General features: G+C 32.7%; 13 protein-coding genes and 3 pseudogenes. 13 read left to right on the forward strand and 3 right to left on the reverse strand.

Features of this window, described 5'->3' with window-relative positions; genetic code table 11:
• The first annotated feature begins 318 nt into the window (after window positions 1-318).
• Complete coding sequence (locus tag ACFCYN_RS22590; RefSeq protein WP_172444334.1) at window positions 319-621, forward strand: hypothetical protein; 303 nt, start codon at window positions 319-321, stop codon at window positions 619-621.
• A gap of 478 nt (window positions 622-1,099) precedes the next feature.
• On the opposite strand, the gene ACFCYN_RS22595 is transcribed toward ACFCYN_RS22590, so the two are convergent.
• Complete coding sequence (locus ACFCYN_RS22595; protein ID WP_375951955.1) at window positions 1,100-1,579, reverse strand: DUF4352 domain-containing protein; 480 nt, start codon at window positions 1,577-1,579, stop codon at window positions 1,100-1,102.
• An 802-nt stretch (window positions 1,580-2,381) separates the two neighbouring features.
• Here ACFCYN_RS22595 and ACFCYN_RS22600 point away from each other — a divergent pair.
• The gene (locus ACFCYN_RS22600; RefSeq protein WP_375951937.1) at window positions 2,382-2,813 is read left to right on the forward strand and encodes a hypothetical protein; all 432 of its coding nucleotides are present in this window, start codon (window positions 2,382-2,384) and stop codon (window positions 2,811-2,813) included.
• 285 nt (window positions 2,814-3,098) lie between these two features.
• Window positions 3,099-3,590: a hypothetical protein gene (locus ACFCYN_RS22605; protein WP_375951939.1), complete on the forward strand. Its 492-nt coding sequence runs from the start codon at window positions 3,099-3,101 to the stop codon at window positions 3,588-3,590.
• A 566-nt stretch (window positions 3,591-4,156) separates the two neighbouring features.
• Here the strand turns inward: ACFCYN_RS22605 and ACFCYN_RS22610 are convergent.
• Window positions 4,157-5,167, reverse strand: a complete 1,011-nt coding sequence (locus tag ACFCYN_RS22610) for an LGFP repeat-containing protein (RefSeq protein ID WP_172444344.1) — start codon at window positions 5,165-5,167, stop codon at window positions 4,157-4,159.
• A gap of 397 nt (window positions 5,168-5,564) precedes the next feature.
• Here ACFCYN_RS22610 and ACFCYN_RS22615 point away from each other — a divergent pair, with 397 nt between their 5' ends.
• A complete protein-coding gene (locus ACFCYN_RS22615; RefSeq protein ID WP_375951941.1) occupies window positions 5,565-6,821 on the forward strand; it encodes an excalibur calcium-binding domain-containing protein in 1,257 nt (418 codons plus the stop codon).
• Between the two features lie 308 nt (window positions 6,822-7,129).
• Here the strand turns inward: ACFCYN_RS22615 and ACFCYN_RS22620 are convergent.
• Window positions 7,130-7,864, reverse strand: a pseudogene (locus ACFCYN_RS22620) (IS110 family RNA-guided transposase); the annotation flags it as partial.
• 306 nt (window positions 7,865-8,170) lie between these two features.
• Here ACFCYN_RS22620 and ACFCYN_RS22625 point away from each other — a divergent pair.
• The 9 genes and pseudogenes from ACFCYN_RS22625 to ACFCYN_RS22665 all read left to right on the forward strand — a co-directional run bounded on the left by ACFCYN_RS22625 (window position 8,171) and on the right by ACFCYN_RS22665 (window position 16,804).
• On the forward strand, window positions 8,171-12,307 hold the full coding sequence (locus ACFCYN_RS22625; RefSeq protein ID WP_375951943.1) for a S8 family serine peptidase: 4,137 nt from the start codon (window positions 8,171-8,173) through the stop codon (window positions 12,305-12,307).
• A gap of 379 nt (window positions 12,308-12,686) precedes the next feature.
• Window positions 12,687-12,842, forward strand: a pseudogene (locus ACFCYN_RS22630) (sporulation protein YhbH); the annotation flags it as partial.
• 295 nt (window positions 12,843-13,137) lie between these two features.
• Window positions 13,138-13,275, forward strand: a pseudogene (locus ACFCYN_RS22635) (transposase); the annotation flags it as partial.
• A 293-nt stretch (window positions 13,276-13,568) separates the two neighbouring features.
• Window positions 13,569-13,925 (forward strand): hypothetical protein, encoded by a 357-nt coding sequence (locus tag ACFCYN_RS22640; RefSeq protein ID WP_375951944.1) that lies wholly within the window; start codon window positions 13,569-13,571, stop codon window positions 13,923-13,925.
• A 178-nt stretch (window positions 13,926-14,103) separates the two neighbouring features.
• Window positions 14,104-14,433: a hypothetical protein gene (locus tag ACFCYN_RS22645; RefSeq protein WP_375951946.1), complete on the forward strand. Its 330-nt coding sequence runs from the start codon at window positions 14,104-14,106 to the stop codon at window positions 14,431-14,433.
• 567 nt (window positions 14,434-15,000) lie between these two features.
• Complete coding sequence (locus ACFCYN_RS22650) at window positions 15,001-15,204, forward strand: hypothetical protein (protein WP_375951947.1); 204 nt, start codon at window positions 15,001-15,003, stop codon at window positions 15,202-15,204.
• A gap of 72 nt (window positions 15,205-15,276) precedes the next feature.
• Window positions 15,277-15,462, forward strand: coding sequence for a hypothetical protein (locus tag ACFCYN_RS22655; RefSeq protein WP_375951949.1), 186 nt, complete (start codon window positions 15,277-15,279; stop codon window positions 15,460-15,462).
• A gap of 320 nt (window positions 15,463-15,782) precedes the next feature.
• Window positions 15,783-15,974: a hypothetical protein gene (locus ACFCYN_RS22660; RefSeq protein ID WP_375951951.1), complete on the forward strand. Its 192-nt coding sequence runs from the start codon at window positions 15,783-15,785 to the stop codon at window positions 15,972-15,974.
• A 146-nt stretch (window positions 15,975-16,120) separates the two neighbouring features.
• Entirely contained in the window at window positions 16,121-16,804 is a 684-nt protein-coding gene (locus ACFCYN_RS22665) for an HAD family hydrolase (RefSeq protein ID WP_375951953.1), read from the forward strand.
• Window positions 16,805-17,152 lie beyond the last annotated feature (348 nt).

Below are 17,152 nucleotides of genomic sequence, written 5' to 3' on the forward strand. Positions count from 1 at the left end.
CATTTCTACTGATCGATTTCTTAAAGAATCATATAGTTTCATAGATGTAATTTGGAATGAAAAATACAAGAAATTAAGCCAAGTTCCACACAACCACAAAAGGCTAGATAATGATGGAATTCTAATTAATATTGGTATTTTTGATGAATAATCTTATTGAACTAACGCATGCGTTAGTTGAACAAATTAATTAGTCGATGATGATCGGCTCCTATTTAAGTATTTGCATTATTTTTTATATAAAAATAAATATGGTCACAATGAAATGGTATCATTAACTATACTTTTAAATTAAGAAATGATAGGAAGTTTATTAAAATGAAGTTTAAATTAAGTTATATATTTTATTTATTTTCTTGTCTAGTTGTTTTTCCTTTAAGTCTACCAGTTTACTTAATTATTGGTTTTATGACTGATAGTTTAGAGTCTGGACATGCTATTGATCTCATGTTTTTTGGTTTCCTTGCGTTCATAACCATTTTTGGTTCAATTGTTTTGAATTTTATATTTCGGTTTGCTTCGTTTGATAAAAATAATAAATTTACATGGAGTATATTTATTGCTCATTTAATTTTAATTCCATTAAGTGTATATATTTATAGTGATTTATTTTTTCGTTGAAGTGAAATTATATTATAAATTAAGGAAACCTTATGCAACTAACGCATGCGTTAGTTCTATAAGAACATTACGTAAAAGGACTGTCTTGTCTAAACTTGACAGTCCTTTTTTTACATTTTAAATATAGACATTTTACTTTAACCAATGAAAAAAAAGGACCTTTCCCAGTTTTCCAAAGTAAGCGCATGCGCGCGTGATTCCCAAATACCTAATAGGGTATTCTAAAAATGAAGTGAATTTTTATGCTTGAATGGAACGAATTAATATTTGAACCATTATCACCAATAGGGGATATGCTACAGCAAGTATTAGAGCCACTAGAGATTGAACCATTGCCGCCATTAGAGTATATATTGTAGCAAGTACTAGAACCATTCAAAAAGTAGCGATCATCATTTTCTGTTAAACAAATAACAGGGCTTTCCCTCTCTATATTATTTCTTAAAAAAAGGCCCGGTGAAAGGCCCTATTTTGCATATTATTCAGCTTTTAATAAGATATCATCACCAGTAAAACCGCCGCGAGCTTGCAATTTTAAACCTTTAGCATCTTTCGGTAGATCGAAAACGATTTTTCCATTTTGAGTTAAACCTGGATTCAATTGTTTCAAGAAGAAATCTGATAATGAGTTATCTGCAATTTCTAATGCTGTTTGTCCGCTAGTTGAGTAAGTGAATTCGCGTCCTTTGTCATCAATTAACTTAAAGCTATTTGCATCAAGTGTGATCGCATCTTTTTGGCCGTTTGTAATTGATAAACTTACTACTTTAAATACACCTTGAGCAATTTCTTTCGTATAAGCACCACCAATTCTATTCTTTGATTCAATACCATTAACTTTGATTGTTACGTCAGAAGATACACCTGTATTTGATAACGGTTTATTTGATTTTTGCTCAGTCTTAGCAGTAGTTGAAGTTTTTGTATTGTCACCACCACTAGCAAGACTAATAATCATTCCAATCACAAAAATACCAACAAGACCGATAACAGCCTTTCTAAAGAACCCTAATTTTAATCTAGCTCCACAATGAGGACATTTCTTTGCTGATTTTGCTACTTCCTTGTTACAAGTTTTACATGGTTTTAATTTTGACAATTTGATATTCTCCCTTTTGAATAAAATTTTATATAAAGACCTAATAAAGTAAGAAGTTATGTTACAAAATTAATATACAACAAAATCAAACTAGTTTGTACTTAACATTTCAGTACAACGTGTTAAGAAATTATTATAATAAAATAATATTTTTGTATTGACTTGCTCTTTTAATACAAAAAAACGGCTGCGCCAGCACCACCGGAAAGAGAAATGCGAAAACGATTGACGGAGATTAAGGACTATTTTTTAAGTGGTTTTATTATTACTGATAATAAAAATGAAAAATTATTTGATTTATATAACCAGGCATTAGAGAGGTGGGACTTTTAAGAGTATCACAAATTAGCTATAGTTCCCTCTCACGAGCGCAGCCCAAAATTATTTAAACTAACATTACTTTTCCGTTGCTTTTTTAATAGGTCGAAGCAGTTAAGCAATCAACAGAACAAAACAGCACGAAATTAAAAAAGCTGAAAACGAAGGCACTCACTAGTTAAATATATATAAGGAAATTTAGTTATTGAAAAATAAAGCTCGTATTATAGATGCCAAGTAATCATTGATACAGGCTATTTTAAAAACCTCTTCCTTATGCAACTAACGCATGCTTTAGTTGTGCAATTTTCATATATATTTTTACTCAAGGAGCGTAAATAAAATGTTTAAGGATGCAATACTTAGTGGTGATTTTAACAGAGCGAGAGAATTGTCTTCAAATATGGATGGAGAATCTTTATTAGAAGCGCTTTTTTTAATAGCATACGAAGAAGAAAGTATTGCACCGTATGGTTTTGCAAACTTTCAACTCCTAGAGGAAGAAACATCCGAAAATCATTATATGATTTCATTTATTTTGAGTATGGCTTTAAACTACTTGGAGGGAGCATATCAAACATCATTTCATCATGCGAAAAAAGCAGCAGAACTATCACCTAATGATAATAGTTACAAAGAATGTCTCCTTTATTTTAATACACTCCCAGAAAGATTATTAAGTAACGAAGAAGCCATTGAAATTGCAAATTCAATACTGAAGAATGATCCAATAAACATTAAGGCGTTATCGGTAATTAATGAATTAAGAAATTGATATCTTCTTCTACTAACGCAATGCTTAAGTTGAAAGAAGTGGGATGATAAATTGAATAAAGAATCTCTTGAATTTTTTGATTGGATAAAGCTAAATATTGATGAACTGGAAAGTGATTCTCCTCAATGGAAATGAAATTTTGTATCTCAATGTCTCCCGAAAAACTTCAGTCATTATTGTAAGATCCTTCATCCAGTATATCGTGATCAAAAGATTAAAGATGAACATTTATTATGGAGTGAACGTCGATTTGGAGTTGATCAAAAAATTAGAATAGGTGAAAGATTGTTCTATAAAGATTTGGTAAAAAAGTATAATGTTCAATCTACAAAAGAAATAAGTACAAACACTTTTAGCAAAATATATGGGAGTTTACCAAGATATATAATATCTCCTGATGAAGGAAATATGGAAATTAATTTAGTAGAAGAATTAGTAAAAATCTTAAAACCAATGACTTTGAAACAAAAATGTTACTTTCATTATTATTTTTTAAAAACAGAGGACTGGTACGGAGATGATCTACTATTTAGTGGTAAATTAGAAGACGTTTTAAATTTATACGATCTAAATGGTTTACACGGTTCACCTACCTATTGGTGGGCAGAAGATCAGAGTTGGTGTTTGTGTACTGATTATGACCTTGATTTCTCATTAATAGGTGGTACTAGAGAATTGATAGATGCGTTATTATCAAATTCTGAATTAGAATGTATTGAAGTTAATATTGATACAAGAATTGATTATAGAGCGGATTGGAAAAATGTCCCGACTTAAAAATAAATAATGACCTTCTTCAAAAAACTGATGCTTTATTTGTACAAAATTATCGGCTGTTTAGTCGATTTTTTTATTTAAAAGATAAAAATCCCACAAATTACTAAAGCTGTAAGGTTAGGTATAATTTAACTAATACGATTTGTTCTATTAACGGAGGTGTTATTATGCTTTGGTCGAAATTGATAGATGTTATCTTGTTGTTATTTACAATTACTTATTTTGTTAAAACATTTTTAAATGGATTCAGGAATAAAATGACTTTTAAAGAAATTATTAAATCAAATTACTTTTTGATGTTATTTTATTTACTTATTCTTTATCCTATAATTATCAAGGATTTCATCCGATATTTATTAAAATAAAACAGAAATGATGTAAAAGATATTAATTGGAAACTATTATAATTTCAAAATCTTATGCAACTAACGCATGCTTTAGTTGTATAGTTCAACAGAAAAAGCCTACCGCAATGGATAGGCTCTTTTTATACTCAATTACCTTAATAGATGATAATCCTTTAGGCATTTATATAATCTATATAGTTTTTCATTCTTTCGTTTTAGCTACTTTGCATCTACGGTTAAGCAGACTTTATAGGAAGCACCGAGTCCGGAAATTAATCCCGTCTCAAGTTTACATGGAACGCCAAGTTGAAACTTAAGTGGTGTTCGAGTAGCTAAACGAATTAAATCTTTAGGACTTAAATTAACTACATCTACACCAATTTTATCATCGCCCAAATCTAACAAACTATTAATTGCCTCTGTGATCGCAGGCGAAAGAGCAACTAAAAGTGCGCCTCCAGCGCATCCTATAGTAGGGTTTGCAGCGCACGCTGCAGTAGCCAATTGTGCAGAAAGTTTACTTACTAATTCTGTAAGCTCAGCTTTGTATTTATCGGGATCACCTTCATCATACTCCATAACAACCACACTAATTGAAATACCAAATGGTTTTCCGCGGTAGATTTCAATTGCATTATCGGCACGACTTTCTCCTGCATCGACATCATCATAAATAGGTGTTCTCTTTGGAGGCTGTGTTTCTGTTGGTGTGATAACGCCAAACACTACATATGGTTCATCAGAGTCTGAGAGTTGATCCTCGTCCGTTTCACCAAAACAATGAAATCCGGTATAAGATACCGCAACTTCTTTTAAATCGATGGCCCCAAGATCTGACCACCAATAGATATTTCCATGTTCGAACAAACTTACACGCCCATCGTCAAAGGGTGCTTCATCCTGGATTGGGAAACCAAGCCAGGATGTAGGTCCACCAAGTTCTTTATATCGAGCAAGAATAGCACCCTTTACATATGCCATTACACCTTGTTTGTAATAAATGCTTCCATTTTGATAATGAATGCAAAACCCTAAGCCTGGCTTAACCTCTTCAAGCCCTGAGATAGCAGTACCTGGTGAACCTTTAATTTTGTCCCAATACTTTTTAAAAGTAGTTTGCAACACTTCTTCTTGAAGTTTTTTGAAATCTGGAGAACCACCAGGAATTGGTATTTGACCTGGTTGTATAACAACATCTGGAAACTTCCCAAGGTTGATTTTAGGTGACAAACATATCTCCTCCTTTTTTTGACACTCAAACCTGTAAGCGAACAAGAAAGATTGCTGTGTGCTATATGATCCTTCAAACTTTCCTTTTAATATTTATTCGTCCAAGCTGCAATTCATTCTCTTTTGAGAACATAAAACTTAATCCGGAACATGCAACAATTACTATTTGTAATATATTAAAAATACAAATATCATTTGTAAAAAAACGGAGCAGTACTTAATGGATCAAGAACTAGCAAACATCTTTTAGCCTATGACCGCATTCTCCCAAAACAAACAAAAAAAACAGTAGATAGGACTGGTTGCGTGTCAAAAAGAGATAAAAAGTTTTCATCGAAAACGTCTTCATTTTATGGTACAGTTGACGTTGATTGAAAAAGAGAGAGGGGAAAACAATATGAAATGGACGAAACCATTCTTAGCAGGCATTATCGCGCTATCAACATTCAGCACGACTGTTCACGCTGAAATAACCACTCCGGTTAACATAGTGGCAACAGCAACGTCAGAGGAAGCTGACACAACACCACCAGGTGATGTAAAAGATTTAACATACTGGGTATACAACGATGCGATTTATATCGAATTTGTTGGACCAGATGATCCGGATTACAAAGGAATCGCAGTATACGACCAAGACGGTAAATGGATCGAAGATGTCGACAAAGAAGACAACTGGTTCTACTTAGACAGATTAAAACGAAACACGAACTACACGCTATACTTCTATACATACGATGAAAGTGGAAACGAGCAAGACGAAGAACACGGTACCTACCTTGAGTTCACAACGGATAACGACTCAACGCCACCAAAACAACCAACAAAGTTTGCCGCAAAACGTGTTGGCAACAACATCGTTTACAGCTGGGTAAACCCAACGGATGAAGATTTTTATGACATGGTGCTGACCTTACCGAACAAAAAAGTTGTGACACTTGAAGACGGGGAAAAAAGTTACACGTACACACCAGCAAACTTCACAACTGTTCAAACGGCTTCACTTGTTGCAGAAGATGCGAACGGAAACAAAGCAAAAGCGGTCGTGTTAAATTGGGATGACGCAAAACGCGCACCAATCGAGGCAAAAAACGTAACGTATAAAGATGTGAATGGTGTGATCACGGTTAATTTCACACCAGCAAACGAATACGACTACAGTTACACACTTGTGACATTACCAAACGGTAAAACGGTCAAAGTGGTAAAAGGGAAAAAAAGCTTCACATACAACGGCACAACAGTCGTTGGTAAACCATACACATTCAAGTTCCAAAGCGTGGATACACTAGGCAATAAATCAAAAGGCATCAAATCAACATTTACACCAAAAGCAGTTACGGTCAACTTTACAATGAGAACACGCTCAACGGTGACACTTCGCACGGCTGCAAGTGCAACTGCTTCAAAAGTAGTGACGGTAGCAAGTGGCAAAAACGTCAAAGTGCTTTCAAAAGGGTACGGACCAAAACGTGAGTATGCATACGTACAATATGGAACAAAAAAAGGATATGTACTAAGTAGCTCATTACTTGAGTATTTCGCAAATTGTACCGATCTACGTAAGAAATACCCAAAAGGTGTAACAAGTACACACCAAGCGTACCAAAAGAAGCTAGACCGTGATAACGACAAGTACGCTTGTGAAAACTAAGCAGAAAAAAAGAGACGAACGAACCGTTCCGTCTCTTTTTTTTTTGCTCCGTTAGCGAATCATGTCGGTTTTCTTATTCAACGATAAAGCGTGATAATTGAACAAAGAATTATGGTGAATATTATGGAAAAAATCTAATTTTCGATTGAATTAAAATGAACTGCTTATGCAGCTAAACCAGCTAATAGTTGTAATATTTTTCAATAAAAAGCTTATAAAACACATGTTATACTAAAAATAGACATGCCAAATAACCTTCCATCTGTTATGATTTGGAAGGTTTTGTATTTCTTTCTTTATTTTTACATTTAAGCTATATCTTGGAAATTCGTATTGGTTTTTAATAGGGTATAAATCCAGTGTAAAAGCTTATTTACACAAGCTATAACGGATACTTTATAAGGTTTTCCTTCACTACGTTTTTTGTCGTAAAACTCACCTAATCTCTTATTTCTTGGGATGATTTCATTGGTCGTTTTCATTTTACGACTATCTCGAATGGCACATTTAACAGCCATAAACAAGGCATGCCTTAGTCTACTAGAACCTCGTTTTGTAATGCGTTTTTTCGTTGCTGTAAATCTACCAGACTCAAAGACGCTTGGATCAACTCCAGCGAATGCTACAAGTTTTTTAGGATGATTAAACCGATCGATTTCTCCGATTTCTGAAATAATCGTTGCAGCGATTTTTTCTCCTATACCGGGAATCGTTTGGATAATCTTATATTCTTCAATTTCTTTCACAAGTGCATCTATTTCAAGCTTTAATTTCGATAGATGCTCTTTGTATTGAAGGACCAACTTAATGTGCATTTCCATCGTTATGACGAGACTTTGATATAAGTTTGTTTGAAATGGATTTATTGTTGCAGCAGCTATTAAATCTTTTGCTTTTGTTCTTGCCCAAGATTTTGAAAGGCTATTACAATACAATTTGATCTTCTCAGAAAGTAGGTCTTCTCCTGTGTTAAGAACATCATTTGACGTTGGAAATTCCAGTAAAGTGAGGAGGGAAACAATCGAGTATAGGTCTCCAAATACACTAGTGTTTTTGAATATAGAGGACATAAAAATACCCGAATTATAGCCCCTTTTTTAAGGGGCTATAATTCGGGTATTTTTCATATCTAATTTTGTCGAAATATGTATGAGGAAAGTATAAACATTGAAGTAATCCACTAAATATAACCCGGTTGACAATTTTTGGAATATTCACAACAATTAGTAATAGGAAGCGATTATTAAGTTGATGGACTTTTCGAATATAAAAGCTAGAGTTTTAGATTCAAAGTTCCTCTACTATTAATAACTTCATTTTGAGAATCTTACTATAAATGGGGGAAGGGTATGTTAAAGAGAACGAGTAAAAGTAAATTTGCAAAAAGCCTTACAGTAGCTGCGTTATCTACTAGTTTTATTTTAAGTTCTTTAAGTCATGTTTCAAATGTAACAAAAGCCGATGCTGTCTCAAATGCAGAAACAATTTTAGCTAAATTAACTCCACAACAAAGAGAAGCTTTACAAAAGATTTCAACGACTGATCAATCGGGGCTTTTTCTTGATTCAAATGTAAATCTAAATAGTCCTGAAACTGTTTCAGTAATTGTTTCATTTAAACAAAAACCACAGAAAATTGCTGTATTAGAAGCTGCTTTAAAAGGACAAGCTTTATCAAATTCAGAAGCAGCAAGCAATGCCAATGCAGATCATACTAAATTTAAATCTGACATAAGTACTTTATTTAAAACAAAATCTGATGGCTCATTTAAAATAAAACGTGAATATAAACATGCATTTAACGGGGCAGCATTAGAAGTCCCTGCAAATAAACTAAATGATTTAATGAAATCGACAGCTGTACAAGCAATTTATAGTGATGTAACAGTTAAATCGGAGCTTCCAGTTGAAGCGAAAGATTCATCTACAAATTCAACAGGTAAAGGAATGGCAGATGAGCGTTCTTACTTACAAATTGATAAATTACATCAAGAAGGCTATACAGGTAAAGGAGTAAAAGTAGCTGTTATTGATACAGGTGTTGATTATAACCATCCAGACATTAAAGCTGCCTTTAAAGGTGGATACGATTTCGTAGATAATGATAATGACCCGATGGAAACTACTTATGCTGATTATGTAAAAGCAGGTAAACCTTATGGAGATACAGGCGCAGCAAATTACGTAACAGAACATGGAACTCACGTATCAGGTACGATTGTAGGGCAAGGAAAAAATGAAAGTGAAGATGCAACAACTGGTATTGCACCAGATGCTGATCTTTATGTATATCGTGTATTAGGACCAGGTGGTAGCGGTACAACTGATAATATCATTGCGGGTATTGATCAAGCAGTTGAAGATGGAGTGGACGTTATGAACCTTTCACTAGGTGCAAATTATAATGACCCACTACTTCCTGAAAGTATAGCGATTAATAATGCGGTCCTAAATGGTGTTACGGCAGTAGTTGCTGCTGGAAACGCAGGAAATAACATGTATACGTTAGGATCACCAGGAACGGCAGCTTTAGCGTTAACAGTAGGCGCAAGCAGTGTTCCAATTACGACACTTGGAGGAAAAGGTGCGATCGACAATACAACCGCATCTTTACTTTTGATGGCAAAAGGCGCAGGGGATGATGTTTCAAAATTAAAAGGTATAACGAATTCTGTTGTAGATGTAAATCTAGGAGAAGCATATTCTGGTAAAGATGTAAAAGGCAAAATTGTTCTAATGAGTCGTGGAACATATACATTAGATTCTAAAATTGTAGTTGCTAAATCACAAGGCGCTGTAGCAGTTCTTATGTATAATGACAATCCAACTGAAGGTCAAATTCCAACCTTTTTAGGTGATGGTGTAAATTTCATTCCAACGTTCTCGTTATCTAACGCAGATGGTCTTGCATTGAAGCAAAAGCTACAATCAGGATCTGTTAACTTTACATTTACTGATATTGATGAAGCGAAAACACAGGGCGATACGTTAGCTGACTTCAGTTCAAGAGGGCCTGCAAGATTAACATATGATATTAAACCAGAAATTACAGCTCCAGGTGTGAGCGTATTATCAACAGTACCAGGCTTTATTAATAATCCAAATAATCCAACAGATTATAAAAATGCATATCAGCGTTTGTCAGGTACATCAATGGCTACTCCATTTACAACAGGTGTTGCAGCATTATTAAAACAAGCGAATCATAATTTACAACCAGAAGATATTAAAGCGATTTTAATGAATACTGCCGATTCTTTAAGTAAGCCATACAGCGTGTTTGAACAAGGTGCAGGACGAATTGATCCATATAATGCAATCCATTCAACGATTGAAATTAAAGTGCAAGAAAAAACACCAATGATTATAAATGGAAGAGAAAAACAAATTAATGAAGAAACAGGGGCACTTAGCTTCGGAAATGTATCATTTGATGGAAATGACTATACAGATAACCGCACAATCACTTTGATGAATAGAGGAGAAAAGTCAAAAACATTTGTTGTAAAAGTTAATTTCCAATCAAACTTACGTGGTTCAAAGGATGCAACAGCAAATGGTGTAACAGTTCAAACTTCACCGTCTGTTACATTAAAAGGAATTAGTCAAAAGAAAACAGCTATTACATTAAATATTCCTAAAACGGCTGAAAAAGGAATTTACGAAGGATATGTAGTGTATACAAACAAAGATAATCCTTCTGAAACATATCGAATTCCTTTTGGCGTACATTATGTTGAGCAAGGATTTGATTACTTTAAATTGTATAAACAATCAGTACCTGAGTCCCTTATTCAGAGCAGTCAAAATTGGAATCGAACAAATGTAGCTAATATCGCCTTAAGATCACATATGAGATCAATTGACGTTGTTATTTCAGATGCAAAAACTGGTAAAGATCTTGGGATTGTTAATTCGTTTGATGGAGTAGCATTTAATGAAGGAATAGATATTACTGCTTTCGTTTATTTTGGATATTACTACCCGTTTACAGATGATCCGAATAATCCAATTGATACAAAAAGGGAACATGTTGTCCTACCAAAAGCGGGGCAATATGTATTAAAAATGATTGGTACAGATGATAATGGAAAGCAGTATACGATCAGTCAAGATTTATTTGTCGATGGTACAAAACCTAAATGGAATATGCATGTTGAAGGGGAAGTACCAGGTAAACAAATTGTCGAATATAAAGATGGTCAGGTTACATTAGGTGTAACAGCTCAGATTACTGATGATAATGTTGAAGTAAAACGAGCAGCTGGTATGACTGCTGATCAAACACAAAATGAAATTTATTATTCATATAACTCTTTACTACCAAATGGTAAGGCGACGCTAGATAAAGATGGTAAAATATCTGACGAAATTGCGATGTTGCCTAAGCAGCAAGTTTTAAGTGTTAAATTTGAAGGGATGGACGAGGCAACAAATGGCTATCTTCAAAAGCAATATTACTTTGTAAATGAACAAACTCCATATGTTTCTGTTGAGGCAAATAAACCGACAAAATTGAATAACGTGTTTGTAAAACCAGGTGAAACGTTTACAATGACATTAAATGCAAATAATGTAAGTAAACTAATGAAAGCAAACTATAAGTTCTCAGATGCAATTGGTACAAGAATTACAAATATATCTTTAAATCCTGAAGCACAAAAGCTTGGAGGTACGTTAGACGTTAAACAAACAACTTCAGGAAGCACGACTTCATCAGATATGACTGTAAACTTTAATGGAACTACTGGAGTTAATGGAGATATCCCTATGGTAGACTTAACAATTCAAGTTCCAAAATCACTAGCTCCATCTATGGCTCAAACGTTTAGTTCGTATGGATTCACATCACAATTTACAGATAGTAATAATGTATCAACTAATGTTTTTTCAAACGTTTCGCCAATCAGGATTTTAAATAATCAAACTGAATTAAAAGGATATGTTCAAGCACAAGGATTATTAGATGCAAATGGCCAATATGATTATTCAAGAGATTACTCAAAGATTTCGCCAACTTTAATAGTAATTGATAGTAAAGGAAAAGAAGTAAAAACAAATGTTATCGCAAAAATTGGGGAATTTGATATTACAGGACTTGATCCATCAAAAGATGATTATACATTAATCCAAGATATACCAGGTCATTTTACAGTCCGAAATTCAAGAATAAACGGTTACTTTGGTTTAGATGATGAAGTATATGGGCAATTGTTTACAGTAGGTGTAGAAAGTGCAACTGCTGGAGATGTAAATAAAGACGATGTAATCGATGTAAATGATGCATTAGCAATTCAGACATATTGGGGAACAAATAAACGTAGTGCAGATATCAACTTCGATGGAACAGTTGACGCGAAAGACTTTGCTTTCGTTGAAAAGAATTACTTAATGCAAAATCCTTGGGTTGCAGCACCACCAAAACCAGTTAAAAATTATAAAGGAAATACTATAAAATCAATTAAGAGTCAATTAGGATTAAAATAATAGTAAGCTCTGAAACAATATATATTTAGGACTTTGTTTCACAACGTAAGTCTGTTCTCAATACTAGAAAAGGCTTTTTCAAATTATATTTAAAGTTTTGTAAATTGTTAAATACTTAATATTTAAAATATAGTTTGTAGTATACTAATTCCGTTAATCAGCAAAGCAAAAAAATGTAGAATTAGAGTAAATGCATATAGTTTAATAAAGAAATATTTACAAAATGCTAAAGGATTTGTCAGGTTGGCAGAGCCCCTTCTATTTGCCTACTATCTACATACTGTGGTAACTTTTTTATATTAATTATTCTAGAAAATTGTAGTGGCTGTTTTCGGTGATTTTTAAACATGAATTTAACCATAAACGGGTATATCCTGTACAAGTAAACCAATACAATCGACACAGTACGCTAAAGTCCGTGTATAAAAATATAAATGACTAGAAATTTCACTATTAGATTTTAAAGCAAAAGTCAGATGTGTTTCATTCTATGAAGAGCTTTTTCAAACAGGAGCATGAGAAGGTAGCGAAATAGAGCGGTTATGGAGAATTAAATGGAGTGCAAAATTAGTAGAAAGTGGGAAACCAGAAAACCTTTTAGAAGGTTTTTCTGGTTTTTTGTCGTAAATAGTTAGAGTTCATATACTAACGGAGTCAGATTCTAATTCAACAAAATGGCAGTTTAGTCATAATGAGCGAAACGGCTCTTTTTGCTTAGCGTAGGTTGCACTTGGCAATAATGGGAGTTAACTAAAGCCTACCCATTCCAAATTTAGAGCTACAAACAAAAAGGAACCGTTTATATTATGAAGGATAGTCAAAAATTTATTCCAAGGCAACTAATGTCTTATGCAGGACTTGTTCCGAAAGAGTATTCAAGTGGATCAAACCGTTGGTAAGGTTCCATTACCAAAGTTGGAAATTCTCATATCCGACGTGCTTTAGTGGAAGTTTCTTGGTCCTATCGACATTGTCCATCCCTAAAAGGAGAATGAAAAAAGAGACAAATTGGTCAACCACTTGAAGCACAAAGAATTGCCTGAAAAGCCCAGCACCGTCTTAATTTAAAATACAGTCGAATCACTGCTAGAGGGAAAGCAGGCCCTTTTTGATTTGATGGTTTGACAGTTTCGTTCATATCAGTTGAATAAGAAAAATTAATTTCTGTGAAAAATGAGAAATTCGTCCAAGATACAAATGCATGTCATAAAAGTATAATTTTCTATAGGTATCATTATACCAAAAAGAAGGAGGGTTCCAATTGACCCGCAAAAAATGGCTGTTGGTTGCATTATTTGCCTTAATTGCATTATCTGCATGCCGCATACTCTACATCAAGTTACATTCAACTCCTTCCCTTGCGATTCGAACAAGGTTGTTTTTTACACTTCACCCAAATAGTGCGCTGACGTCGAAGATTTCGTCACAAGCAAGAGAGAACAAAGGTTTTCAACCGTATTTACATATCCACAACGCGAAGGCGTATCGCATTAATCATCCGGTAGCATCGCTGAATCTGAATGACTTGAAGATTACAGATTTCATTGTGTATCGGAAAGGGTCCCTTTTCTTTGCGGAGTACTTAGATACCGAAATCGCCGATATCGAGGGTTGGTAAGATAAATAAAAGGGTTATTAAACAATAAATCGTATGCAACTAAAGCAAGCTTTAGTTGAACAAAAAGATCGGCTGTTTAGTCGGTTTTTTTAATGCAATAAATGGCAGGTTAGTTGAATTAGGTACGTTCTTTTTACAAAAAAAATAGCATAAATTTTATAGGAAAGGTGGTAATAAGATGCAAAATAGAAATGTTAAAAAAATCATTTTATTTTTGTGTATAATTATTGGACTAGCTATTGTTTTACTGCCTGTCTTAGCACCAGTTATTCATGATAATAACACAGCAAAATCAGCTATCCGTCAATATATTTATAAAAAAGGATATACCTACCAAAGCTTTTTTGCCATTATCGAAGACGATGAGCATGATGACCCCGAATATGGACATCTTTATGGTGTAACATGGTTTGACCGTAATAATCCAGTTCGAGATACATCCCCACTTTTTTATGTAAAAAAATTTAAAGAAGGTTACAAAGTGACTTCAGTTGGTACTGGTCCATAAAGTCCGCCTTTAATTTAAATTCCTTGCTCAACTAGCGCATGCAATAGTTGAAGATCACAAGCTGCTAAATTGCAGTTTTTTTATTTAAGTAAATGGCAGTATAGTTGAATAAGAAAAATTAATAATATTTTAAAACTGTTATAATAAGTCGAAAGCTTTATTTAATAATGAGGAGAAGTTTATTTATATGAAATTAAAACTAAGTAATATATTTTACATACTTTCTTTTTTGGTTGTTTTTCCTATAAGTCAACCTTTATATCTATTGGTTGGATTTGCTGGTGATGACCCTTCAACGCCTATTTCAACTTTAAATATGATTTATATTGGTTACTTTTTATTAATAAGTATTTTAGGCTCAGTTATTTTAAATTTCATTTTTCGAATTTTTTCGTTCGAAAAGAATAATAGATATACTTGGATGATATTTATGGCTCATTTAATGTTAATTCCATTAAGCGTGTATTTATATACCTTTATATTATATAGATAATCATATAAGTAAACCTAATTAAACTGATGCATTAGTTGAAGTTAATGAGTTAATTCTAATTAGTAGGTGATTAAATGAACGCTAAAACATTGCTTGAATGGGCAATTAATCATAATGCAAAAAATCAAACGATTGAAGGCTTCTGGGAATATTTTAATAAGTGGCGTGTAGAAGACAGAAGTGATTATTTGGATACATTTTACGGTAAATTATATGATGAATTTATTACTGTTGAAGAAAGCCAAATAAATCTAAAACTACGTTTTGGAATGGAATAGGCTTATATTTTTTACTCTGTTAATATTTTTTATTTAAATAAACATATTGGTATTTACGACACTGAATTTTTTTTGAACGGTGAATTAGCAGATGAATATTTAGATTTTGTTAATTTCAAAAGCGAAATTTTAGAGATTAAACAAGACATAAAGATAGCTAGAAAAGCAATTAAAGAAGGCATTCAATTAAATGCTATCTCAAATATAACAGGAATTGATGAAGGATCGTTAAGTATTTTAAAGAAAAAATATTGTTGAACTAATACATGCATTAGTTGAACAAGAAAAAGTAAAGATCACAAAATTGTGGTCTTTTTTCATTATCTTATTCAACATAATGACAGGATAGTTTAATAAGAAATCTTTAATAATAATCGGGATGTTTTGCTTAAGAAAGTAATGTTAGGTTCTGGTAATGTTTTATTATCAGAGTCTATTTTTAACAAAAAAGGAGAAAAAGAGTGATGTATATTTTTACTCAATTAATAATTTTTAGCTTCATATTTTTTATTCTTTTAGCTACTCGGAAGTTTTTTTCTAAATCAAAAAATAAAGAGTTAGGCATTAGGAAGGTGAACTTGAAGAACCCACAAGAAATAAAAGTATTAATATCTAGTTTAACAATTTTAATTATTGGTATCATAATTATATATTTTTATGCTGAACGTAATGAGAGATCTTTTTTTATTTTAAATTTAGGTGCAATTATGATTATCTTCCAACAATTAGCAATAAGAGTACTAAGAAGCAAGAAAGTAAAACATTATTAAGCTAACTGATGCGTTAGTTGAACTATGATCGACTGCTTCGGCGGTCTATTTTTATTCAACAAAATGGCAGTTTAGTTGAACAAGGAATTTGGATTAACAAAATAGAAATAAAGTTAAAACTGAGCTTTTTTGGGAGTGGTAACAGGATGATTAAGGCTGTAATATTTGATTTAGATGGAACTTTATTAAATCGAGATGAATCGGTAAATAAGTTTATTGACAACCAATATGAGCGATTGAATAAATGGGTAAGACATATACCAAAAGAGAAATACATTACAAGATTTATAGAACTCGACGATCGCGGAAATGTTTGGAAAGATAAAGTGTATCAACAATTAACTGGTGAACTTGATATAACTGGGATAACTTGGGAGGACTTACTGCAAGATTACATAAGCCAATTTAAGAATAATTGCATTCCATTTCCAAATATTCTTAGTATGTTAGATGAATTGAAAAGTAACAACCTTATTTTAGGAATGATTACAAATGGAAAAGGTCAATTTCAGAAGGATAATATAAAGGCTTTAGGAATTGAAAGGTATTTTGGTACTATTTTAGTATCTGAATTGGAAGGAATAAAAAAACCTGATCCCAAAATATTTAAGAGAGCCTTGGAACAACTTAATGTTTCACCTAATGAAAGCATATTTGTAGGCGACCATCCAGAAAATGATGTGAAAGCTGCTCAAAATGTAGGAATTAAAGGAATTTGGAAAAAAGATTTTCAATGGAACAATATCGAAGCAGATTTTACAATTGATGATTTATCGGAATTAACTTCAATCATCGTAAAATTAAATAAACAAAATACTGAATCTTATTGAACTAACTGATGCATTAGTTTTATAAGAAAAAGTAAAGACCACAATTTGTGGTCTTTATTCATTCCCTTATTCAACAAAATGGCAGATTAATTGAACAAGGATTGTTAACAAATTCACCAATATTTCGATTATAATTATCATTAAAGGCTGAAAAGGGAGAATTTTCAAAATGGACTTAACTACGTTTTTTCGTTTTTTAACTTATACCATTACCGATTTTTTTAAAGATAGCATTTTAGTAGTTATCACTTTTTTCATTTTACTGAAAATCATTGAGAAACCAATTATGAAAATGATTTTTAAAGTAATACTTTGTGTTATTCTACTTTATTTATTGCTTTATTGTAT

The organism is Gottfriedia sp. NPDC056225 (genome assembly GCF_042267765.1).
GTDB lineage: Bacteria > Bacillota > Bacilli > Bacillales > Bacillaceae_G > Gottfriedia.